At 73.2% G+C, this 21,544-nt stretch carries 21 protein-coding genes; 4 read left to right on the forward strand and 17 right to left on the reverse strand.

Annotated features, from left to right (window positions below):
• Positions 1-69: 69 nt before the first annotated feature.
• The 4 genes from ACIWVC_RS09805 to ACIWVC_RS09820 all read right to left on the reverse strand — a co-directional run bounded on the left by ACIWVC_RS09805 (position 70) and on the right by ACIWVC_RS09820 (position 3,623).
• Positions 70-1,002, reverse strand: a complete 933-nt coding sequence (locus ACIWVC_RS09805) for an amino acid ABC transporter permease (RefSeq protein WP_396445267.1) — start codon at positions 1,000-1,002, stop codon at positions 70-72.
• 59 nt (positions 1,003-1,061) lie between these two features.
• The gene (locus ACIWVC_RS09810; RefSeq protein ID WP_396445266.1) at positions 1,062-1,745 is read right to left on the reverse strand and encodes an amino acid ABC transporter permease; all 684 of its coding nucleotides are present in this window, start codon (positions 1,743-1,745) and stop codon (positions 1,062-1,064) included.
• Between the two features lie 180 nt (positions 1,746-1,925).
• Positions 1,926-2,795, reverse strand: coding sequence for a glutamate ABC transporter substrate-binding protein (locus ACIWVC_RS09815; protein ID WP_396445265.1), 870 nt, complete (start codon positions 2,793-2,795; stop codon positions 1,926-1,928).
• 108 nt (positions 2,796-2,903) lie between these two features.
• Entirely contained in the window at positions 2,904-3,623 is a 720-nt protein-coding gene (locus ACIWVC_RS09820) for an amino acid ABC transporter ATP-binding protein (RefSeq protein ID WP_396445314.1), read from the reverse strand.
• A 289-nt stretch (positions 3,624-3,912) separates the two neighbouring features.
• Here ACIWVC_RS09820 and miaB point away from each other — a divergent pair, with 289 nt between their 5' ends.
• On the forward strand, positions 3,913-5,445 hold the full coding sequence (gene miaB, locus ACIWVC_RS09825) for a tRNA (N6-isopentenyl adenosine(37)-C2)-methylthiotransferase MiaB (RefSeq protein WP_396445264.1): 1,533 nt from the start codon (positions 3,913-3,915) through the stop codon (positions 5,443-5,445).
• Between the two features lie 41 nt (positions 5,446-5,486).
• Positions 5,487-6,197 carry a hypothetical protein gene (locus ACIWVC_RS09830; RefSeq protein WP_396445263.1) on the forward strand — a complete coding sequence of 237 codons (711 nt, stop codon included), beginning with the start codon at positions 5,487-5,489 and terminating at the stop codon, positions 6,195-6,197.
• A 10-nt stretch (positions 6,198-6,207) separates the two neighbouring features.
• Here ACIWVC_RS09830 and ACIWVC_RS09835 read toward each other — a convergent pair whose 3' ends face one another.
• The gene (locus tag ACIWVC_RS09835; protein WP_396445262.1) at positions 6,208-6,447 is read right to left on the reverse strand and encodes an antitoxin; all 240 of its coding nucleotides are present in this window, start codon (positions 6,445-6,447) and stop codon (positions 6,208-6,210) included.
• Positions 6,448-6,548: 101 nt separating this feature from the next.
• Here ACIWVC_RS09835 and miaA point away from each other — a divergent pair, with 101 nt between their 5' ends.
• A complete protein-coding gene (gene miaA, locus ACIWVC_RS09840) occupies positions 6,549-7,484 on the forward strand; it encodes a tRNA (adenosine(37)-N6)-dimethylallyltransferase MiaA (protein ID WP_396445261.1) in 936 nt (311 codons plus the stop codon).
• A gap of 33 nt (positions 7,485-7,517) precedes the next feature.
• Entirely contained in the window at positions 7,518-8,348 is an 831-nt protein-coding gene (dapF, locus tag ACIWVC_RS09845) for a diaminopimelate epimerase (RefSeq protein ID WP_396445260.1), read from the forward strand.
• A gap of 265 nt (positions 8,349-8,613) precedes the next feature.
• Here the strand turns inward: dapF and ACIWVC_RS09850 are convergent, their stop codons facing one another.
• The 12 genes from ACIWVC_RS09850 to ACIWVC_RS09905 form a co-directional block, all read right to left on the reverse strand.
• Positions 8,614-10,578 (reverse strand): histidine kinase, encoded by a 1,965-nt coding sequence (locus ACIWVC_RS09850; RefSeq protein ID WP_396445259.1) that lies wholly within the window; start codon positions 10,576-10,578, stop codon positions 8,614-8,616.
• 338 nt (positions 10,579-10,916) lie between these two features.
• Complete coding sequence (locus tag ACIWVC_RS09855) at positions 10,917-11,681, reverse strand: enoyl-CoA hydratase-related protein (protein ID WP_396445258.1); 765 nt, start codon at positions 11,679-11,681, stop codon at positions 10,917-10,919.
• Positions 11,678-12,562, reverse strand: a complete 885-nt coding sequence (locus tag ACIWVC_RS09860; protein ID WP_396445257.1) for a 3-hydroxyacyl-CoA dehydrogenase family protein — start codon at positions 12,560-12,562, stop codon at positions 11,678-11,680. Before ACIWVC_RS09860 ends, ACIWVC_RS09855 begins: the two co-directional genes overlap by 4 nt.
• Positions 12,559-14,181 (reverse strand): AMP-binding protein, encoded by a 1,623-nt coding sequence (locus tag ACIWVC_RS09865; protein ID WP_396445256.1) that lies wholly within the window; start codon positions 14,179-14,181, stop codon positions 12,559-12,561. Before ACIWVC_RS09865 ends, ACIWVC_RS09860 begins: the two co-directional genes overlap by 4 nt.
• Positions 14,178-15,332: a CaiB/BaiF CoA transferase family protein gene (locus ACIWVC_RS09870; protein WP_396445255.1), complete on the reverse strand. Its 1,155-nt coding sequence runs from the start codon at positions 15,330-15,332 to the stop codon at positions 14,178-14,180. The genes ACIWVC_RS09865 and ACIWVC_RS09870 overlap by 4 nt, the downstream gene beginning before the upstream one ends.
• 5 nt (positions 15,333-15,337) lie before the next feature.
• On the reverse strand, positions 15,338-16,498 hold the full coding sequence (locus tag ACIWVC_RS09875) for an acyl-CoA dehydrogenase family protein (protein ID WP_396445254.1): 1,161 nt from the start codon (positions 16,496-16,498) through the stop codon (positions 15,338-15,340).
• Complete coding sequence (locus ACIWVC_RS09880; protein ID WP_396445253.1) at positions 16,495-17,208, reverse strand: enoyl-CoA hydratase/isomerase family protein; 714 nt, start codon at positions 17,206-17,208, stop codon at positions 16,495-16,497. The genes ACIWVC_RS09875 and ACIWVC_RS09880 overlap by 4 nt, the downstream gene beginning before the upstream one ends.
• Positions 17,205-18,278, reverse strand: a complete 1,074-nt coding sequence (locus ACIWVC_RS09885) for an LLM class flavin-dependent oxidoreductase (RefSeq protein WP_396445252.1) — start codon at positions 18,276-18,278, stop codon at positions 17,205-17,207. The genes ACIWVC_RS09880 and ACIWVC_RS09885 overlap by 4 nt, the downstream gene beginning before the upstream one ends.
• A complete protein-coding gene (locus tag ACIWVC_RS09890; protein ID WP_396445251.1) occupies positions 18,275-18,964 on the reverse strand; it encodes an ABC transporter ATP-binding protein in 690 nt (229 codons plus the stop codon). Before ACIWVC_RS09890 ends, ACIWVC_RS09885 begins: the two co-directional genes overlap by 4 nt.
• On the reverse strand, positions 18,957-19,709 hold the full coding sequence (locus ACIWVC_RS09895; RefSeq protein WP_396445250.1) for an ABC transporter ATP-binding protein: 753 nt from the start codon (positions 19,707-19,709) through the stop codon (positions 18,957-18,959). Before ACIWVC_RS09895 ends, ACIWVC_RS09890 begins: the two co-directional genes overlap by 8 nt.
• Entirely contained in the window at positions 19,706-20,674 is a 969-nt protein-coding gene (locus ACIWVC_RS09900; RefSeq protein WP_396445249.1) for a branched-chain amino acid ABC transporter permease, read from the reverse strand. Before ACIWVC_RS09900 ends, ACIWVC_RS09895 begins: the two co-directional genes overlap by 4 nt.
• The gene (locus ACIWVC_RS09905; protein ID WP_396445248.1) at positions 20,671-21,540 is read right to left on the reverse strand and encodes a branched-chain amino acid ABC transporter permease; all 870 of its coding nucleotides are present in this window, start codon (positions 21,538-21,540) and stop codon (positions 20,671-20,673) included. The genes ACIWVC_RS09900 and ACIWVC_RS09905 overlap by 4 nt, the downstream gene beginning before the upstream one ends.
• Between the last annotated feature and the right edge of the window lie 4 nt (positions 21,541-21,544).

A 21,544-nucleotide genomic window follows, 5' to 3' on the forward strand; every position in this document is an offset into this window, starting at 1 on the left:
TAACCCGCCCCGGGACGGCGAGGGGCGCCGCCGGAGACCGGCGGCGCCCCTCGGCGGGCGTACGGGACGTCAGGTCGACGGGACGGCCTGCTCCCTGACCCCGACCCCGGCCGCGGGCGGCGCCCCGCCGGCGCCGAGGGTCTTCGCCTGCGTCTTGCGGCTGCGGCGGCTGCGCGCCTCCAGCCACGTCGCCAATTGGCTCACCGACATGTTGATCGCGATGTAGATGACCGCGACCACGATGCCGGCCTGCAGGACGTTGTTCTCGTAGTTGGCGGGGACCTGCTTGAAGCCGGCCTGCAGCAGCTCGGGGTAGGCGATGATGAACCCGAGCGCGGTGTCCTTCAGCAGGACGACGATCTGGCTGACGATCGCCGGCATCATCACGGTGATGGCCTGCGGCAGCAGGACGAGCCGCATGACGCCGTTCTTGCGCAGCCCGATGGAGTAGGCGGCCTCCGACTGGCCCTTCGGGATCGACAGGACGCCCGCGCGGACGACCTCGGCCAGCACCGCGCCGTTGTACATGGTGAGGCCGAACACGACCGCCGCGAACGCGGGCACGGTCACCACGCCGGCGTTGCTCTCCACGCCGAAGACCGAGAAGAAGTAGTCGACCGACAGGCGCTGCAGCTGGCCGAACTGCGACTCGGCGATCTCCGGGCTGATCTTGTTGGGGACGAAGAACGCCAGGAAGATCAGGATCAGCAGCGGGATGCCGCGGAAGAACTCCACCACGGCACCGGCGGGCAGCCGGATCCACCAGTGGTCCGACAGCCGGGCCAGTCCGAACACGACGCCGAACAGCAGTGCCAGCACGGTCGCGACCGCGGCGGCCTTCAGCGTGTTCAGCAGGCCCGGGATGATCAGGTGCCGCCAGACCGTCCACTTGGTGAACGGCGTCCAGAGCCGCTCCGCGAACTGCCCTTTGTCGGCCAGCCGCCAGATGAGCGCGGCGAAGATCGCGGCGAGCGCCGCCGACACGACGACGGTGAGGATCATGTTGCGCCGGCGAGCCCTGGGCCCCGGCACATCGAACAGTACGGTCGCTTCCCTGCTACTCACCGGGCCACCGCCATTCTCTTGGCCAGCCAGCCGAAGAAGTAGCCGGTCGGCAGGGTGAGGATCAGGAAGCCGATGGCCACGCCGAGGAACAGCGGGATGACGCCGTTCGCGAACGTCGGCTTGTCGACGATCGTCTTGGTGACCAGCGCCACCTCGGCGTAGCTCGCCGCGGCGGCGACCGTGGTGTTCTTGATCATCGCGATGAAGACGCTGCCCAGCGGCGCGATGATCGCGCGGAACGCCTGCGGCAGGATGATCACGCGCAGCGACTGGTTGAAGGTCAGGCCGATCGACCGCGCGGCCTCCGCCTGCCCCAGCGGGACGGTGTTGATCCCCGACCGGAGCGTCTCGCAGACGAAGGCGCCGGTGTACGCGGACAGGCCGAGGACGGCCCACCAGTAGTAGGTGACCGACGAGCTCGAGGAGAACTTCAGCGCGAGGATGTCGTTGAGGCCGAGGCTGCACATCAGCAGCACCAGCGTCAGCGGCGTGTTGCGGACGACGTTGACGTAGCCCGTGCCGAAGCCGCGCAGCACCGGGACGGGGGCGACGCGGAAGCTCGCGAGGACCGTGCCGATGACGAGGGAGAGCACCGCGGCGGCGGCCGCCAGGCGGATCGTCGCCCAGAACCCCTGAAGGATCTCGTCGAAGCTGTCGAAGAACGGGCTGAAGTCAAACATTGCTCAGCTGTTTCATGGCGTTCCAGCGGTGTCGGGCCGGCCCGGCCGGGCTGACGCGGCCGGGCGGGCGCGGTCGGGCGGGCGCGGTCGGGCGGGCGCTGTCAAGGCCACGCCGGTGCGTCCCGGGAAGCGCTCCCGCTGGGACGCACCGGCGTGGCGGGCCTCAGGCGCGGCCCCGGATCAGGAGCAGCCCTCCATCTGCGGGACGGTCGTGACGAGCTTCAGCCCGGTGCCGGCGAAGTGCTTCTCCAGCAGCGTCTTGGCGGTGCCGTCGGAGTACATGTCGTTGATGGCCTTGTTGACGGCCTCGCAGGTCTCGATGTCGCCCTTCTTGATGCCGACGCCGTACTTCTCGTCGGTGAAGGGGTCGTTGATGACCTTGAAGGAGCCCTTCTGCTGGTTGGCGAACCCGGCGAGGATCAGGTCGTCGGTGCTCACCGCGTCCAGCGCGCCGGACTTCAGCTTGCTCACGCACTCGGAGTAGCTGCTGGCGTCCACCAGCGTGACGCCCTTGATGTTGAGCTGGCCGTCCGGCGGGCCCTCGGTGATGCGGCGGAAGGAGTTGGACCCGGCCGCCTTGCAGAGCTTCTTGCCCTTGAGGTCGGCGGCCTTCTTGATGTCGTTGTTGTCGGCGTTCACCATCGTGTCCTGGTGCGCGACGTAGTAGGGACCGGCGAAGGTCACCTGCTTCTTGCGCGCCTCGGTGATGGAGTAGGTGGCGACCACGAGGTCGACCTGCCCGCCGCCGATGAACGACTCGCGGTTCGCGGAGGTGGTCTCCTTGAACGTGATGCCGTTCTCGGGGACGCCCAGCTTCTGTGCGATGTACTTGGCGACGTCCACGTCGAAGCCGTCGAAGGTGCCGTCGGGCTTCTTCAGGCCCAGCGCCGGCTGGTCGAACTTGATGCCGATGGTGAGCTTCTTTTCGTCCTTGGCCTTCTGGACGACGGTCTTGGCCTCGGTCTTCTCGGTGTCGCTGCCGCACGCGCTGAGCGCCAGCGACAGCGCCATCCCCGCCCCGATGAGGGCGCCGAAACGACGTACTCGCATTTCTCGTGTACCTCTGCTCTCTCTGCCGGAGCCCCGCGGCTTGTGAACCATTTCATCCTCGGTGGACTGGAGGGTTCGACTTCCTGGGCATGGCCGGATGAAATTGATTCAGTGCGTGAGGATCTTGGAAAGGAAGTCCTTCGCGCGGTCGGTGCGCGCGTTGGTGAAGAACTCGTCGGGGGTGTTCTCTTCGACGATCTGGCCGTCGGCCATGAACACGACCTTCTGGGCGGCCCTGCGCGCGAACCCCATCTCGTGCGTGACGACGATCATCGTCATGCCCTCGCGGGCGAGGCCGGTCATGACGTCCAGCACCTCGTTGACCATCTCGGGGTCGAGCGCCGAGGTCGGCTCGTCGAAGAGCATGACCTTCGGCCGCATCGCCAGGGAGCGGGCGATCGCGGCCCGCTGCTGCTGCCCGCCGGACAGCTGGGCCGGGTACTTGCCGGCCTGGTCGGCGATGCCGACCCGCTCGAGCAGCTCCATCGCGTGCTTCTCCGACTCCTGCCTGCCCTGCTTGCGGACCTTCACCGGCCCGAGCGTGACGTTCTCCAGGATCGTCTTGTGGGCGAACAGGTTGAACGACTGGAACACCATGCCGACGTCGGCGCGGAGCTTCGCCAGCTCCTTGCCCTCCTTCGGCAGCTCCTTGCCGTCCACGAGGATCTTCCCGCTGTCGATGGGCTCCAGCCGGTTGATCGACCGGCACAGGGTCGACTTGCCGCCGCCGGACGGGCCGATGACGACGACCACCTCGCCGGAGTCCACGGTGAGGTTGATGTCCTTGAGGACGTGGAGATCGCCGAAGTGCTTGTTGACGTTCTCCATCACGACGAGGGGCCGCCCGTCCGCGGGGGCCGGCTCCGGAACGGAGTCCTCCGGCTCGTCCTTGGTGAGGCCGAGTCCGCCTTCGCTGTCCGTCATGCGGTCGGACTCTACGTCATGGTCAGATTCGCGGAAGTCGCCGAGCGGTACCGATACGATCACGACTGCCCATGTCGGACGGGGTACGCGGTGGCGGAGAGTGATCATCGGGGCGGCGCGCCGCGTGTTCCGCCGGGGCGTTACGCCATGGCGCGCCGGGCCCGTACCCTTGGTTACCGTCATGAGTGCGCCAATGGAGACGGCCCCCCGCACGTACGAGATCCGTACCTACGGGTGCCAGATGAACGTCCACGACTCCGAGCGGCTGTCCGGGCTGCTGGAGGCGGCCGGGTACGTCCGGGCGGAGGACGCCGAGCCCGACGTGGTGGTGTTCAACACCTGCGCGGTCCGGGAGAACGCCGACAACCGGCTCTACGGCAACCTGGGCCACCTGCGGCCGGTCAAGGACGCTCACCCGGGCATGCAGATCGCCGTCGGCGGCTGCCTCGCGCAGAAGGACCGCGACGCCATCGTCAAGCGGGCGCCCTGGGTGGACGTCGTGTTCGGCACCCACAACATCGGGTCGCTTCCGGCGCTGCTGGAGCGGGCGCGCGTGCAGAGCGAGGCGCAGGTCGAGATCGAAGAGTCGCTGGTGACCTTCCCCTCGACGCTGCCGACGCGCCGGGAGTCGCCCTACGCCGCGTGGGTGTCGATCTCCGTGGGCTGCAACAACACGTGCACGTTCTGCATCGTCCCGTCGCTGCGCGGCAAGGAGAAGGACCGCCGCCCCGGGGAGATCCTCGCCGAGGTGGAGGCGCTCGTCGCGGAGGGCGTCCTGGAGGTCACGCTGCTGGGGCAGAACGTCAACGCCTACGGCTCGGGCTTCGGCGCGCTCGCCGACGCGCCCGGCGAGGTACTGGCGATGACCGGGGCGGGCGGCCGAGGCGGCGGTTCGGCGTTCGCGGGGCTGCTGCGCGCGTGCGGGGAGGTGGCGGGCCTGGAGCGCGTCCGGTTCACCTCGCCGCACCCCAAGGACTTCACCGACGACGTCATCGCGGCGATGGCCGAGACGCCGAACGTGATGCCGTCGCTGCACATGCCGCTGCAGTCCGGGTCGGACGCGGTGCTGCGCGCGATGCGCCGGTCGTACCGGCAGGAGCGCTACCTCGGGATCATCGAGAAGGTCCGGGCCGCGATCCCGGACGCGGCGATCACCACTGACATCATCGTGGGGTTCCCCGGCGAGACCGAGGCCGACTTCGAGGAGACCCTGCACGTCGTGCGGGAGGCCCGGTTCTCGTCGGCGTTCACGTTCCAGTACTCCAAGCGCCCCGGCACCCCGGCCGCGACCATGGACGGCCAGGTCCCGAAGGAGGTCGTCCAGGAGCGCTACGAGCGGCTCGTCGCCCTGCAGGAGGAGATCTCCTGGGCGGAGAACCGGAAGCAGCTCGGCCGCACCCTGGAGGTCCTGGTCGCCGAGGGCGAGGGGCGCAAGGACGAGGCGACCCGCCGGCTGTCCGGCCGCGCCCCCGACAACCGCCTGGTCCACTTCACCGCGCCGGACGAGGGGGTCCGGCCCGGCGACATGGTCACCGTCGAGGTCACCTACGCGGCGCCGCACCACCTGGTGGCCGACAAACCCGTCCTGGACGTGCGCCGCACGCGGGCGGGCGACGCGTGGGAGGCCCGCCAGGGGCGGGGCGCCGGGCAGAAGGGCGTTCCACTCGGCATGCCGTCCATCGGGCGGCCCGCCCGGCAGGCGGCGCCCGTCCGCGGGTGTTCCTGAGCGCCGGTCCACGCGGCGGGTCCGGTCCCGGAGGAGGCAGTGTGCTCGTAGCGGCGGCGGTGTGCCCGCATCCGCCCATCCTCGTCCCGGAGATGGCGGGGGAGGCGGCCCCGGAGCTCGACGGGCTGCGCGCCGCCTGCGACCGGGCCGTCGGCGGCCTGGCGGACGCGGAGGCGGACGCGCTGATCGTGGTCGGCGGGGCGCCGGAGACGCGGGCCTACGGCCCGGACGCCTACGCGTCGCTCAGGCCCTACGGGCTCGGCTGGACGAGCCCCGCCGACCCCGCGGAGGGCGCCGAGGCGCTCCCGCTGTCCCTGACGATCGGGCGCTGGCTCCTGGAGCGGCGGGGGACCGCCGCCGGCGCGCGCTACCAGGCCGTGGCGTTCGACGCCGGCCCGGAGGAGTGCCTGGCGCTCGGGCGGGAGCTGGCGAAGGAGGCCGGCGACGTCGCGCTCCTGGTGATGGGCGACGGGTCGGCGTGCCGTTCGGAGAAGGCGCCCGGCTACCTGGACGTGCGCGCGCACCCCTACGACGAGGGCGTGGCGCGCGCTCTCGCCGACGCCGACACCGCCGCCCTGGCCGCCCTGGACCCCGGCGTCTCCAGGGACGTCCGGGCGGCCGGGCGGGCGGCGTGGCAGGTGCTGGCCGGCGCGGCCGGCGGCACGCCCGGCCTCACCGGCGAGCTGCTCGCCGACGAGGCGCCGTACGGCGTCGGCTACTTCGCGGCGCGCTGGTTCCGGCCGGGTCTGTAGGGCGCGGTGCTCAGGACGGGCCGCCGCCGGGCTCCCCGCCCATGCCGGGGTCGCGGCCCTGGCCCGCCGCGCCGCCCTGGCCGCCCTCGCGCTCGATGTAGTCGCCGGCCTTCTCCTGGGCCTTGTCGACCTTGCCGGCGTGCTTGCCGCCGGTCCGCTGGTCGAACATGTCCCCGGCGCGCTCCACGCCCTCCTTCGCCTTGTCGGAGTGCTGCCCCAGCATCTGCTTGACCTTGTCGACGATGGACATTCCCGATACCCCCGGTTCCGGTCGTCCGATCGGTGCGGCGCGTGCCCGCGCGGCACCCGTACGACCTCGGCCATACCCGTTCTGTTGCGACAATCAATCCCGTGACCTCACCTGATGCGTTCGATGTCGTCGCGGTCGTCGGGGCGACGGCGGCCGGGAAGTCCGACCTGGCCGTGGAACTGGCGCTGCGGCTGGACGGCGAGGCGGTCAACGCCGACTCGATGCAGCTTTACCGCGGCATGGACATCGGCACGGCGAAGCTGTCCGCGGCCGAGATGCGCGGCGTCCCGCACCACCTGCTCGACGTGTGGGACGTGACGCAGACCGCGAGCGTCGCCGAGTACCAGCGGCTCAGCGCGGACGCGATCGCGGGCGTCCGGGCGCGGGGTCGGCTGCCGGTCCTGGTCGGCGGGTCGGGCCTGTACGTGCGGGCCGCGCTGGACCGCCTGGAGTTCCCGGGGACGGACCCGGCCGTCCGGGCGCGCCTGGAGGAGGAGCTGGCGCGGGTCGGCCCCGCCGCCCTGCACGAGCGGCTCCGCGGGCTCGATCCGGCCGCCGCGGACGCGATCCTGCCGAGCAACGGCCGCCGGATCGTCCGGGCCCTGGAGGTCGTCGAGATCACCGGCCGCCCGTTCACCGCGACGCTGCCCGAGCACCGTTACCGGTACGGCTCCGTCCTGCAGATCGGGCTGAGCGTGCCCCGCGACGCCCTGGACGAGCGCATCGCGCTGCGCGTCGAGCGGATGTGGGAGGCGGGGCTGGTCGACGAGGTCCGCGAGCTGGAGAAGCGCGGCCTGCGCGACGGCCTGACCGCCGGGCGGGCCCTCGGCTACGCGCAGGTGCTCCGCTTCCTCGCGGGGGAGTGGACGCAGGAGCAGGCCAAGGAGGACACGGTCCGGACGACCCGGCGCTTCGCCCGCCGGCAGGAGTCCTGGTTCCGCCGCGACCCGCGCGTCCGCTGGCTGCCCTACGACGCGCCCGACCTGGTCGGCCGCGCCCTCGCGCTGATCGAGGGGGAGCGGCGGCCCGGCGCCTGACGAGGCGCCGCGACCGGGCAATACGATCGGAGGATGCGGTTCCTCAAAGGCCACGGCACCGAGAACGACTTCGTGATCCTCCCCGACCCGGACGGCGTCCTCGACCTGACGCCGGAGACCGTCGCGCGGCTGTGCGACCGGCGGGCCGGGATCGGCGCCGACGGCGTCCTGCGCGCCGTCCGGACCAAGGCGATGGAGCACGGGCCGGCGGAGGGCGGCGCGGCGGAGCACGCGGGCGGCGCCGAGTGGTTCATGGACTACCGCAACGCCGACGGCGGCATCGCGGAGATGTGCGGCAACGGGATACGCGTCTTCGCCCGCTACCTCGTCGACGCCGGCCTGGCCGCGCCCGGCGAGTGGGACGTCGCGACCCGCGCCGGCCTGCGCCGCGTGGCGCTCGGCGCGTCCGGCGACGTGACCGTGGACATGGGCGCGCCCGAGCTGCTCGGCTACGGCGAGGCGTCGCTGGCGGGGACGACGTTCCAGGGCCGGCGGGTCTCGGTCGGCAACCCGCATCTGGCGTGCCGCGTGGACGAGCCGGTCGCCGCCCTCGACCTGTCGCGCGCCCCCGGCTTCGACCCGGCCGCGTTCCCCGACGGCGTCAACGTCGAGTTCTTCCGGACCGTGGGGGAGCGGCACCTGGAGATGCGCGTGTACGAGCGCGGCTCCGGCGAGACGCGCTCCTGCGGCACCGGGACCGTCGCCGTGGCCGCCGCGGCGGCGCTCGGGGCGCCCGGCGCGTCCGAGTGGACCGTGGACGTCCCCGGCGGCCGGGTGACCGTCACCCTCGACGGGGAGACCGCGTTTCTGCGGGGCCCGGCCGTCCTGGTCGCGGAGGGCGAGACCCGGCCCGGCTGGATCTGAAGCACCCCTGCTCACCGGGTATTGTGGCGGTTCCAGAGCGGTCCCGGAAGGAACGGGACAGGTGTCCCTCTCCAACGGGACCATGCGCCGCATAGCTTCTTACTTGCACACCCTCTGGTGAATGGCCCGTACGGACCGGGATGGGAGCCCCGGAGCCGTACGGAGCCCGAGGGCCGGTGGCGACCTTCTTGGCGGGGGGCGGTCACCGGCCCTCCCACCGGGTGGCGCGGGAGATCTCCGGGGACGCGCAAGAACTGAGGGCGCGTCAGTGATGGTTGCCGTTGCCGACCGGGAGCCTCGCCCGGACGAGAGTCCCGCCGCGCGGCCCGGGGCCCACCGTGCAGGACCCGCCGAGTTCGGCCGCGCGTTCGCGCATCGACGACATGCCGACCCCGGATCTCAGCCGCTCGGGCAGCCCCACGCCGTCATCGCCGACCGTGACGTGCAGATCCCCGTTCAGGCACAGCGTGACCTCGGCGCAGCCGGCGTTGGCGTGCCGGTGCACGTTCGTCAGCGCCTCCTGCACGATCCGGTACGCGGCGACCTCCGCGGCGGCCGGCAGGCCCGTCAGGTCGCCCTCGACGCGGACGTCGACCTGCGGGCCGTCGCCGGTGGCGACGACCCCGCCGAGCGCCTGGATCGCGCCCTCCAGCCCGAGGTCGTCCAGCGCGGGCGGGCGCAGCCCGTACACCAGGTCGCGGATGTCGCCGATGGCGCGTCCCATGGTGGTGCGCAGGTCCTCCAGGAGCGCGTCCACCGCCTCCGGGTCGGTCTTCAGCGTGATGCGGGCGGCGTCCACCGTCATCGCGAGGCTGGCGAGCGTCGGGCCGAGCCCGTCGTGCAGGTCGCGGCGCAGCCGCCGCCGCTCCTCCTCGCGGGTGCGCAGGATGTGCTCGCGGGAGCGCTGGACGTCGGCGGCGAGCCGGGCCGCGTTCGCCAGCTCGGCGAGGTTGCGGGCGAGGACCCCGGACAGCCGCGCGTCCGGGGTGCGGGTGACCCCGATCAGCAGCCGGCCGACCGGCTCGCCGTGCCACACCAGCGGGATGAGCTGCGGCCGCGCGCCGAGCACGCCGTCCTCCGCGGAGATCGTCCGGCCGTCGCGGTCCAGGACCTCGATCACCACGCCGGTCGCGTGCAGCGCCGAGCGCGCCACCTCCGCGGCGACCGCCAGCGCGGCGCCGGGGTCGGCGGCGGTCTGCAGCCGCCGGTTGAGCCGGTCGGCGATCCGGTACGGGTCGCGCTCGCCGTGGATGAACCCGTCCACCGTGCGCTGGAGCCGCCGCCGGACGGGCTCGAACACCGCGCCCGCGACGATCGCCCCGGCCAGCCCGGCGAGGGTGCCCCTGCCGTGGGCCAGCACGCTCGCCGCGCCCACCAGCGCGAAGTACACGCCGGTGATGACGGCGGCGAGCCCGGCGTACACCAGCGTCCGGCTGACCACGAGGTCGATGTCGTACAGCCGGTACCGGGTGATGGCGACCGCGATGCAGATCGGGACGGCGACGATCGTGATGTTGCGCAGCGGATCCCCGATGGGGCTGTTCTCGCCGATGTAGATGACCCCTTCGGCGAGGATGCCGGGGTAGACGACCCATGCGATCTGCCGCCGCACGTCCGGCGCCGCCTTGACGAACCGGATCAGCACCGAGAGCAGGCCCGCGGCCAGGGTGCCGATGATGACGACGCTGATCGGGAGCGGGATCTCGTCGAACGGGTACACCGACACCCCGTTGTGCCACCGCCGCACATCGGGGTCGATCGTCAGGTGGACGCACACGATGACCGGCACGAGGCACGCCAGGACCAGCACCGGCCGGAACCAGCGCGACACCAGCCGCCCGTCCGGGAAGATCAGCGGCAGGACGAGCGTCAGCGTGTAGGTGTCGACGGCCCACAGCCAGGTGCCGAGCCAGTCGAGGAACCCGGCGGCCGCCCAGTCGTGCCGCCCCGCCCACGGCCCCAGGTTCAGCGACAGGACGTACGTCGCCGCGCTGAACCCGGCGCCGACCATCAGCCAGGCGACCTTCAGCCCCGGCCGGTGCCGCAGCAGGACGGCGCCGACGGGCGTCCAGGCCAGCGCGACGAGGATCTCCGGGTGCCACCACACCATCCGCACGCCCGCCGGGAGCCGGGCGCCGATGGCGAGTGACGCGGCGACGAACGCGACCGCGGTCAGTGCGAGCAGGACGCCGATACGTCCTGCCGCACGGCCGTGCACTGCCGTCTCCATCACACACTCCCCGCCCGAAAGTAATGGAATGTTAAAGCGTGCGGCTCCCTGTCTCGCAGTACCGGCGGCGTCCGCCTCAGGACACTCCGCCGCGTGCCGCCGTGCGCCCACTGACGGGCATGGTGCACTCGGCGTGCAGCGATGGTAACCGGCGATCCCGCTCAGGAGAACAGAAGTCCCAGGTCAGCGCACGTTCTGTAACATTTCCGCACGCTGCGTGCCCGGTGCGTCCCAAGGCGTGACCCCTACCGCTCGGTACGAGCGCGCCGGCCCGCCGATCGCCGCGGCCGGCGGGCGGTGCGCTCGGCGGGCCGGTCGGCGGGCCGGTCGGCGGGCGGTCAGCGGGCGTCGTCCGCCCAGGCGGGCGGGCGCCGCTCGGCGAAGGCGGCCATCCCCTCCGCCGCCTCCTCGCTCGCGAACAGCTCGGCGGACAGCGCCTGCATCTCCTCCACCCGGCCCGGCAGTTCCGGCTCCGCCCACTGGCGCACCAGCCGCTTGATCACGGTCTGCGCCCGCGGCCCGCCCCGCGCCAGCTCGCGCAGGACCGCGTCGAGGGCGTCTCCGGAGGGGCCGGGCGTCACCGAGGTGACCAGGCCCAGCGCGGCGGCCTCCCCGGCCCCGAAGCTCGTGCCGCTGAGCAGGTGCGGGACCAGGAGGCGGACGGCCAGCTGCGGCCGGGTCACCGCCAGGACGAGCGCGGGCGCCACGCCGACCCGGGCCTCGGAGTAGGCGAACGTGGAGTCCGGGGACGCCAGCACCACGTCCGAGCAGGCGAGGAGTCCGAGACCCCCTCCCCGCACCGCGCCGTCCACGGCCGCCACCACCGGCCGCGGATAGGACCACAGCTCGCACAGCAGTTCCCCGAGCAGCACCGAGTGCGCCGACCCGGAGGCGTCCGCGCGGCGCTCCTTCAGGTCGACGCCGGAGCAGAAGGCCGGGCCTTCGTGCGTCACGACGAGGCCCCGCGAGGAGCCTTCGGCGCTGTCGCGGACCGCGTCCGTGAGGCGGTGGAGGAGCTCGACCGACAGCGCGTTGCGGTTGCGCGGCGAGTCGATCACCAGGGCGTCGAACCCGAGGCGCGTGGTCACCGTCAGGAGGCTCATCGCGCCTCCCCGGCGGCGCCGGCGCCCGGCGCGTCGTCGTAGTCGAAGAAGCCGCGCCCCGACTTGCGTCCGAGGCGCCCCTCCGCGACGAGCCGTTCGAGCACCCCGGGCGGGCGGTAGCGCTCGTCGCCGGTCCGCGCGAACATGCTCCGCAGGTTGTTCAGCCGGGCGTCGAGCCCCACGAGGTCGGCCAGCCGCAGCGGCCCGAGGGGGTGGCCGTATCCGAGGGTCATCGCCCGGTCGATCGACGCGGCGTCCGCGACGCCCTCCTCGACCATGCGCATCGCCTCGGTGCCGAGCAGGAGGCCGAGCCGGCTCGTCACGAAACCGGGCACGTCGCGCACGACGATCGGCTCCTTGCCGAGCCGCCGCGCCAGGGCGACCGCGGCGGACTCCGCCTCACCGGAGGTCCGGTCGCCGGTGACCACCTCGACCAGGCGCATCTTGTGCGCCGGGTTGAAGAAGTGCATGCCGACCACCATCGCGGAACCGCCGCACGCCTCGGCGAGGGCGGACACGCTCATGGTGGAGGTGTTGGAGGCCAGGAGGACGTCCGGCGGAGCGCTCTTCAGCCGGCCGAAGATCTGCTCCTTGAGCGCCGGCGTCTCCGGGACGGCCTCGATGACCACGCCGGCGGCGTCCAGGACGTCGTCCAGGTTCCGGGTGGTGGCGAGCCGTCCCCGGACGGGTTCCTCCGACGGCTCGGTCCGCGGGTGGCGGGCGAAGTAGCCGGAGATCCACGCGCCGGCGGCCCGGAGAGCGCGCTCCTCGACGTCGACGAGGTCGACGTCCAGCCCGGCCAGCAGGGCGCTGAGCGCGATGCCCCGGCCCATCGTGCCGCTGCCGATGACGACCATCCGCTCCGGTGCCGTGCCGGTCATGTCCGAACACCTTTCTCGGCCGCGAGCCGCAGCGCGCGCCGGTCGATCTTGCCGGTCGCCGTTCTGGGGAGGGCCGCCACGAACTCGACCCTGCGCGGGTAGGCGTGCGCGCCGACGCGGTCGCGGACCTGCTGCTGCAGGCGCCGCACCAGGTCGTCGGACCGGCTCGTGCCGGCGGCGGGAAGGACGAAGGCGGTGACGACGTGGCCGCGCTCGGGTTCGGGGACGCCGACCACGGCGCACTCGGCGACCGCCGGGTCCGCCCGCAGGGCCGCCTCGATCTCCGCCGGCCCGAGCCGGTAGCCGCCGCTCTTGATGATGTCGTCGGCCCTGCCGTGGAACACGAGGGTCCCGTCCGGCTCGGCGTGCGCGGAGTCGCCGGTGAGCAGCCATCCGTCCCGCACCTTGGCGGCCGTGGCCTCCGGAGCGTTCCAGTAGCGCAGCATGCACACCGGGTCGTCGCTGCGGACGGCCAGCTCTCCGGCCACCCCGGGTGCGACCGGGACGCCGTCGGCGTCCAGGACGGCGATCTCGTGGCCCGGGTAGGGGCGGCCCAGAGCCCGCGGATCGAGCGGTCCGAGGGCGGCGGCATGCCCGATGAGCGCGTTCGCCTCGGTCTGGCCGAACGCGTTGTTCACGGTGAGGCCGATCTCGTCGCGCGCCCAGGCGGTGAGTTCGGGTTCGACCGCCTCCGCGCCCGTGATCAGGCACCGCAGCCGCAGATCCCGCATCGACTCCGCGGTCAGCGCCCCGGAGCGCCGGAGGATGCGCAAAGCGGTCGGGGGGAACATCCCGATGCTGACTCCCGCCTCCCGGAACAGGCGCACGGCGTGGTGGGGGTCGAACCTCGGCGAGCGGTGCGCCAGTACCGTGACGCCGTGCGCGAGTGGCACCAGGAGTCCCAGCATCAGCCCGCCGGCCCAGGCCCAGTCGATCGGGCTGTAGGCGACGTCGTCGGACCGGATGCGGTCCCAAGCCAGGTCGATGGCGTGGTGCCCGAGCAGGACGCGGTGCCCGTGCAGGACGCCCTTCGACTTGCCGGTCGTGCCCGAGGTGTAGAGGAGGAGAGCGGGGTCGTCGGGTCCGGTGACCGGCGTGTCGGTGAGCGGCTCGTAGGGGTCGAGCCCGCCGTGGAGCCACGGCGTCCCGCCATCGGTCGCCAGCACCGCCGTGCCGGCCTTCTGCGCCAGGCCGAGTTCCCGTTCGGTGCCGGCGCACACCAGGAGGCGCGCCCCGCTGTCGGTGAGCCGGTGGAGCACCGCCTCGTCACCGAGGACGTCGGAGACCGTGACGACGACGGCGCCCAGTTTCAGCACCGCCAGGACGGCCACCGCCATGTCGGCGCCCTGGGGCAGCTTGACCGCCACGCGGTCGCCGGGGGAGACGCCGTGGACCTCCGCCAGGCGGCGGGCGAGCCGCGCCGCCAGGTCGGCGAGGCCGGCGAAGCTCAGGGTCTCGATCCGGTCGCCGGCCGGGGTGAGGACGGCGGCCCGGCCGCCTTCGTGGTCCAGGCAGTCGGCGGCGATGTTGTAGTCCCCGATCGGCGGCCAGGTGAAGGCGGCGCGGGCCTCGTCCCAGTCCCGCGCCGCCGGGAACCGGAGATCGGACAGCCGGATCACGATGCGTCCCCTTCCTCGATGTCCAGTTCGGCCAGCACCTCGCCGGTGTGCTCGCCGAGCCCCGGGGGCGGGCGCCGCACCGAGCCCGGGGTGTCGGAGAGCTTGACCGGGACGCCGGTGACCCGCAGCGGGCCGGTGTGGTGGGCGGTCTCGACGACCATGCCGTTGTGCAGCACCTGCGGGTCGGTGAAGACCTCGTCGTAGTCGTTGACCGGCCCGACGATCACGTCGGCCGCCCAGAGCCGTTCGAGGGCCTCGTCCCGGGTGAGCTTCCCGAGGTGCTCGCCGATCACCTGGTCCAGTTCGTCCCGATGGGCCAGCCTGGCCTCGTTGGAGGCGAACCGGTCGTCCTCCGCGAGGTCGGGGCGTTCGAGCGCGGCGCAGAGGTTGCCGAAGAACTTGTCGTTGTAGCAGGCCAGGTGCACGTACCGGCCGTCCCCGCAGCGGTAGGCGTTGTACGGCGCGTACCAGTCGATGCTGTTGCCGGTGCGGGGCTGCTGGGTGCCGAGCAGGAAGTACTGCCCGGTGTAGGGGGCCTGAACGTGCAGCAGCCCGTCGATGAGGGAGACGTCGACCTGCTGGCCGCGGCCGGTGATCTCCCGGGCGCGCAGCGCGGCGAGCGCTCCCACCGCGGCGAGCATGGAGGCGGTCGCGTCGCCGACGGGCGGGCCGGCCTTGGTCGGCGCGCCGCCGCGGGGCCCGGTCACCGCCATGAACCCGGTCAGGGCCTGGGCCACGGGGTCGATGCCGGCGCGGCCGGCGTAGGGGCCGTCGGCGCCGAAGGACGACAGCGACACCGAGATGACGCGCGGGTTGAGCGCGCTGACGGTCTCGTAGTCCAGGCCGAGCCTGCGACGCGCCTGCGGACGCAGGTTGTCCACCACGATGTCCGCCCAGGCGACCAGTTCGGCCAGCACCTCGCGGCCCCGGTCGGTGCGGAGGTCGAGCACCACGCTGCGCTTGTTCCGGTTGACGCCGACGAACACGCCGCTGTCGTCGCCCCGCCGCGGCCCGAACCGGCGCGTCTCATCGCCGGCCGGGGGTTCGACCTTGACCACCTCCGCGCCCAGGTCGCCGAGCAGGGTCGCGCAGTACGGCCCGGCGAGCATGGACGCCGCGTCGAGGACGTTGATCCCTTCCAGTGCCATCATCGGCGTCACCGCGGCCTCAGGCCGAGTTCGCGGGCCACGATGTTGCGCTGGACCTGGGAAGCCCCGCCCGCCACGGTCGCGATGACGGCGTCGGTGTAGTGCATGGTCAGCGGATGCTCGTCGATGTACCCGTAGCCGCCGTGCAGCTGCATGCAGTACCGCGCGGCGTCCGCGTACAGCTCGGCGGACGCGATCTTCGCCATCGACGCCTCCTTGGTGTGCGGGAGGCCCGCGTCGTGGAGTTCCCCGCCGCGGTAGACGAGCAGCCGGATGCTCTCGGCCCTCGTCCAGAGGTCCACCAGGAGATGCGCCACGGACTGGAAGTCGCCGACCGGGCGGCCGAACTGCTCGCGCTCCTTGACGTGGCGCAGCGTGTCCTCGAGCACCTGGAAGGTGGCTCCCACGAAGCCCGCGCTGATGATGAGCCGCTCCAGCGGAAGCTCGGCCCCCAGCTGGCGCCAGCCGCGGTTCTCGGCGCCGACCAGCCGGTCGGCCGGGACGCGGACGTCGTCGAGGAAGACCTCGTACACGCCGGTGATATTGCGTCCCATCGTGGGCAGCCTGCGGAGGGTCACGCCCGGCAGCGCCGGGTCGAGCAGGATCATGCTGATCCCGTCCTGCTTGCGGGCGGCGCCGTCCGTCCGCGCGTAGAGCTGGATGATCGTGTCGGGCAGGCCCGCGGCCTCGCAGAAGGTCTTCTGCCCCTTGATCACGTAGTGGTCGCCGTCGCGGCGGGCCGAGGTCGTCAGGGCGGCCGCGTCCGATCCGGCCTCCGGCTCGGTCACCGCGATCGACAGCCGGACGGTGCCGTCCATGAGCTTCGGCACCAGCTCGGCGCGCTGCGCGGGGCTGCCGTCGGCCACCAGCGTGCGCAGGCCCGAGGCGGTCAGGCTGAAGCAGGCGACCAGGTCGGTGCTCCCGCGGCCGAGCTCCTCGGCCACGACCAGCAGGTCGCCGGCGGTCCCGCCGGAGCCGCCGTCGGCCTCGGGTATCCCGATCCCGAACCAGCCCAGCGCGGCGATCCGGTCGAACACCTCCTTGGGGTAGGTGCCGGCGCGGTCCCACTCCAGGCACTTCCACTCGTCGCACTGCTCCTGGACGAACGCGCGCACGGTCTCCCGGACCGCCTCGCGCGTCGCCTCCGCCTCGGTCATCGCTCCGGTCACTGGGATGGCTCCTCATTCCATGCGTATTCGGGCGGCGGGGTCAGCAGGCCGCCGGCGCGGGGGCGCAGCACCTGCTTGGCGTGCACGACCGGCGTCCCCGGCGCCCGCGCGAGCGCCCCCGCCACTTCTCGCGCTCGCTCCTCCGCGGACGCCGAGTCCGGGAGGACCCGGCCGACCCACCCCCAGGCGAGGGCCTGCTCGGCGGTGTAGACATCGCCGGAGTAGGCGATCTCCGCCGCGCGCACCGGGCCCACGACCTCGGCCAGCCGGTGCAGGATCGCCGGAGGGAGCCGCAGCCCCGCGGGCAGCTCGGGCAGGCTGAACGTCGCGTCCGCCGCGGCGTAGGTCAGATCGCACGCCAGGGCGAGCCCCCACCCGGCGCCGAAGGCGGCCCCCGACACCGCGCAGACCGTCGGCCGCTCCAGGTTGCGCAGCCGGCCGACGACCCGGCTCACCAGGCGGATCCTGCGCAGCGCCCCCTGCTCGCCCGCGGCCCCCCGGAACTCCTTGAGGTCCGCGCCGGCGCAGAACACCGCGCCCTCGCCGCACAGGACCACCCCCCGGACCGCGGGGTCGTCCGCCACGGCGTCGAGCTCGTCCGACAACCGGCGCAGCAGGTCGGTGTTCAGCGCGTTGCGGCTCTCCGGCCTCGCGAGCCGCAGCGTCGCGACCCCGGCCGCGTCAGCGCGCCGCAGGACGGTCCCGGTCATGCCAGGCCCGCCCGCTCCGGCCAGACCTTCGGAATCACCCGGGTGACCAGCAGCTCCGCCGCCTCGACGGGGTCGGGGCCGAGCGGGCCGCCGATGTAGAACTCGGTGTAGCCCTCGGCGGCGGCGAGGTCGCGCAGCTCCGCGATGGCCGGGACGCAGTCGTCCGGGGTCCCCGCGATCACCAGGCCGTCGACCAGGTCGTCCGAGCACCGGGCCGCGGCGCCCGCCACCCCCTCGCCGTCGTCGAACGCCTGCTTCACCGACTCCGCGGACGCCAGGTCCATGCCCACCCGCTCGAGATCGGGCCACAGCCGGGGGTTGCCGACGACGAGCGCGACCTGCCGGCGCGCCTGGTCGCGCGCGGCCCGGCGGTCGGCGGACACGGAGGTGTTGATCCCGAAGATCAGCCGGAGGTCGCCGGCGTCGGCCGGACGCGCGGCGAGCGCGGTCGCCAGGCCGGAGACCTCGGCGAAGCGGCCGGTGCGGAACGCCGCGCGGGACAGCGTCGGCATGTTGCTCGGCGAGATCAGCCCGTCGGCGTATCCTCCCGCGACGGCCAGGATCCGCGGCCCCACGCCGGCGACCACGAGGCCCGGCGGACGCTCCACGGGATAGGTCAGCTGCGCGACCGCGCCAGGCTTGTACGACAGCGCCCGTCCCAGCACCGGGAACTGGTCGAGTTCGACGCGGGCGCCCGACCACAGGGCGCGCATCAGCTGCAGCGCCTCCCGGACGGCGGAGACCGGCTTGTCCTTCTGGAAGAGGCTGTTGACGAGGGCGCCCCCGGTCCCGATCCCCACGGCCAGCTCGCGCCCCTCGGGCAGCAGCTCGCTGATCGTGGCGGCCGCCGACGCCATCTCGATCGGGTTCCGGCCGACCGGGTAGGTCACGTTGGTGCCGACGCCGCAGCCCGCATGGGCGAGCGCGGCCAGCAGGCCGTACACGTTCCGCGCCAGCATCTGGTCCTGGACCCACACGGTGTCCACGACCGACGACAACCGGACGCCCAGCGAGACCAGCTCCCGCGAACCGCTCCAGGGCGTCACCTGCACGCCGAGCCGCGCCGTCATCGGGCCGCTCCGTCCGGTGCGCCGGCGCCGCGGCGGCGCCCGGGAGGCGCCGCGGACGACAGCAGCCCCCGGTCCATCGTCGCGACCCGGTCGGCCAGCCCGCAGGCGAACTCTCCGGGGCGCTCCATCAGCAGGACCGCCGTCCCCCGGTCGCGGAGCCGCCGGACGAGCCGGCCCACCGCGCCGACGATGCCCGGCGCCAGCCCTTCGGTGGGCTCGTCGAGCACGAGCACCGCGGGACCGGGCAGCACCGCCCGGGTGATGGCGAGCATCTGCTGCTCTCCGCCGCTCAGCCGGCGGGCGCGCACGCTCCAGCGCTCCCGGAGCCGCGGGAAGAACTCCAGGACCTCGTCCACCGTGAGCGCGCCGGGCCTGGCGTTCCGCGCCGCCAGGGCGGCGTGCTCGGAAACGGTGCAGCTGGCGAACACGCGCCGCCCCTGCGGCACCAGCGCCACCCCCTTGCGCGCGATGAGGGTCGGTTTGGCCGCCGCGAGGTCGGTGCGGCCGAGCAGGAGACGTCCGGCGCTCGGCCGGTGCAGGCCGCTCACGGCGTTGGCGAGCGTGGACTTGCCGGCGCCGTTGGGGCCGAGGACCGCGAGCACCTCCCCGGGACCGACCGCGAAGGACACCGATCGCACGGCCTGGACCGCGCCGTAGTTCGCGCTGAGGTCGATCGCCTCAAGCATCCGCATCCACCTCCAGGTAGATCTCGCGTAGGACGGGCATGGCCCGGACCTCGGCCGGCGTGCCCTCGGCGACGACCTGGCCGAAGTTCAGCAGGGTCACGTGCGTGGCGAGCCGGAAGACCAGATCGAGGTCGTGGTCGACGAAGAGCACCGCCAACCGGGGGTCCAGGCCGAAGACCAGCGACAGCAGCTCCTCGGTCTCCTCGCTGCTGAGCCCGGCCCCCGGCTCGTCCAGCAGGATGAGCGAGCACGGGTTGGCGACCGCGATGACGATCTCGACCCGGCGCTGCTCGCCGTACGCCAGCCGCCCGACGGGGACGTCCCTGATCCGGGTGAGCCCGCCGCGTTCGAGCAGCTCGTCCACCCGCGCCCACACAGCGCGGGCCCTGGACCAGGGACGGAGGGGGTCCGCCCGCCCGCGGCTGGTGGCCTGCACGGCGATCGCCAGGTTCTCGGCCACGGTCATGGCCGGGAGCAGGGACGTGATCTGGAAGGTGCGGGCCAGCCCGAGGCGGGCGCGGCGGTGCACCGGCAGCGAGGTGACGTCGCGGCCGAGCAGCCTGACGCGCCCCTCGGACGGGCGCAGGACGCCCGACGCCATGTTCATCAGCGTCGTCTTCCCCGCCCCGTTGGGGCCGACGAGCGCACGGCGCTCGCCCTGCCGCACGGTGATCGAGACGTCGCGGTTCAGGTAGGCGCCTCCGATGCGCTTGGAGACCGCATCGAGTTCGAGGACGGCGGTCATGGCTTCTCCTGGGGAACGGGGTCGAGCCTGCGGCGGACGGCCAGGGCGATCCGGCGGGGTGCCCGGTCCTTCTCGCGGCCGCTGAGCGCGACCACCACGTAGAGCAGCCCCATGAGGGCGAGCCAGTTCTCGGTCCTGCTGCTGACCAGGTCCTCGCCGAAGGTCAGCGCGATCGCGACCAGCACCGGCGGGACGAGCGCGCTCCCCGCCAGCACCACGAGGATCAGCCCGCGCGCCGAGACCAGGGCGGACAGGTCCTCGGGGCTGGCGAACCTGATGAGATAGGCGTGCAGTACCCCGGCGACCGCGGCGACGCCGGCGGACAGGACGACGGCCGCCGCCTTGTAGGTCTCGACCCGGTAGCCGAGCGCGCGCATGCGCTCCTCGCTCTCCCGGATCCCGACCAGGACGCCGCCGAAGGCCGACCGCCGGACGGCCCAGAGCAGGAGCAGGCACAGCACCGTGCAGGCCAGCGTGAAATAGAACCAGGTCACCGGCCCGGCCAGGTCCACCGGAAGCGGGCCGGCGCCGGGCCGGGCGATCCCGGTGAGGCCGTCGGAGCCGCCGACCGCCCGCCAGCGCATGGCCAGCGAACGCAGCATCTCCGCGAAGGCGAGCGTGATGAGGAGGAACCCGATGCTGCCCAGCCGGGCCGCCACCGCGGCGATGGGCAGGGCGGCGGCGCAGGTGACGCCCACGCCGATGCCGAGGGCGAGGAACACGTTGTCGACGCCCCAGCGCGTCACGGCCAGCCCGGCGGCGTAGGCGCCCAGCCCGAAGAAGGCGGCATGGCCGAAGGACGGCAGGTTCAGCAGGCGCAGCAGGAACCAGACGGACAGCGCCACCAGCCCCCATACCAGGCCGCGGGCGACCAGGCCGATCTGGAACACGTCGAGGTAGAACGGCGCGGCGGCTACCGCGAGCCCGGCTCCGGCGGCGGCGAGCGTCGATGCGGACCTGTTCAACGGGCACCTCCGAAAAGACCCCGGGGACGCCATGCCAGGACCGCCACGACCAGCGCCATCATGGTGAACTCCGCCACGGTCGGCAGGAACGCCTTGCCGTACGCGTCGGCGACGCCCACGGCGAGGCTCGCCAGGAACGCTCCGCGCAGATCGCCCGGCCCGCCGAGGACGACGATCACGAAGGCGAGGACCAGGACGCTGAACTCCTGCCCCATCGCGGCCCCGAGCACCGGCGCGGCGAGCCCCGCCGCGAGCCCGGCGAGCAGCCCGGACAGGCCGAACACGGCGAGGAAGATGGGCCCGGCGCTGACTCCGGTGGCCTCCAGCATCGCCCGGTCGTCGACGCCGGCGCGGACCATCGCGCCGAACCGGGTGCGCTCCTGCAGCCACCACAGGGCCGCGGCGAGCGCGAGCGCCGCGGCCGCCATGAACGCCCGGTAGACGGGGAAGGAGGCATCGGCGAAGCGCCAGGCGCCGTCGGCGAACCCCGGCGCGGGCAGGGACCGGGGGAGCCCGTCCCACCGCACGCGGGCCACCTCGGCGAAGACGAGCAGGAGACCGAAGGTCAGCAGCACCTGCTTGAGTTCGTCGCCGAGGACCCTGCCCCACCGCAGCCGGGTCGTGGCGTACACGAGCAGCGAGAGGACCGTCCCCGTGGCGCCCGCGGCGAGGACCGCCGTCACGTAGCCGCCGGGGCCGGTGAACGCGGTCGCGACATAGGCCGACAGCAGGAAGACGGCGCCGTGCGTCAGGTTGACGAAGCCCGCCAGACCGAACGTCAGCGTGAAACCGGATGCGAGCAGGAACAGCAGGAGGCCGAAGGAAAGACCGATGGCCAGCTGGAGCACCGCCTGGGCGAGGGACATGGCG

This window comes from Actinomadura sp. (assembly GCF_044508335.1).
In the GTDB taxonomy this organism is placed as follows: Bacteria; Actinomycetota; Actinomycetes; order Streptosporangiales; family Streptosporangiaceae; genus Spirillospora.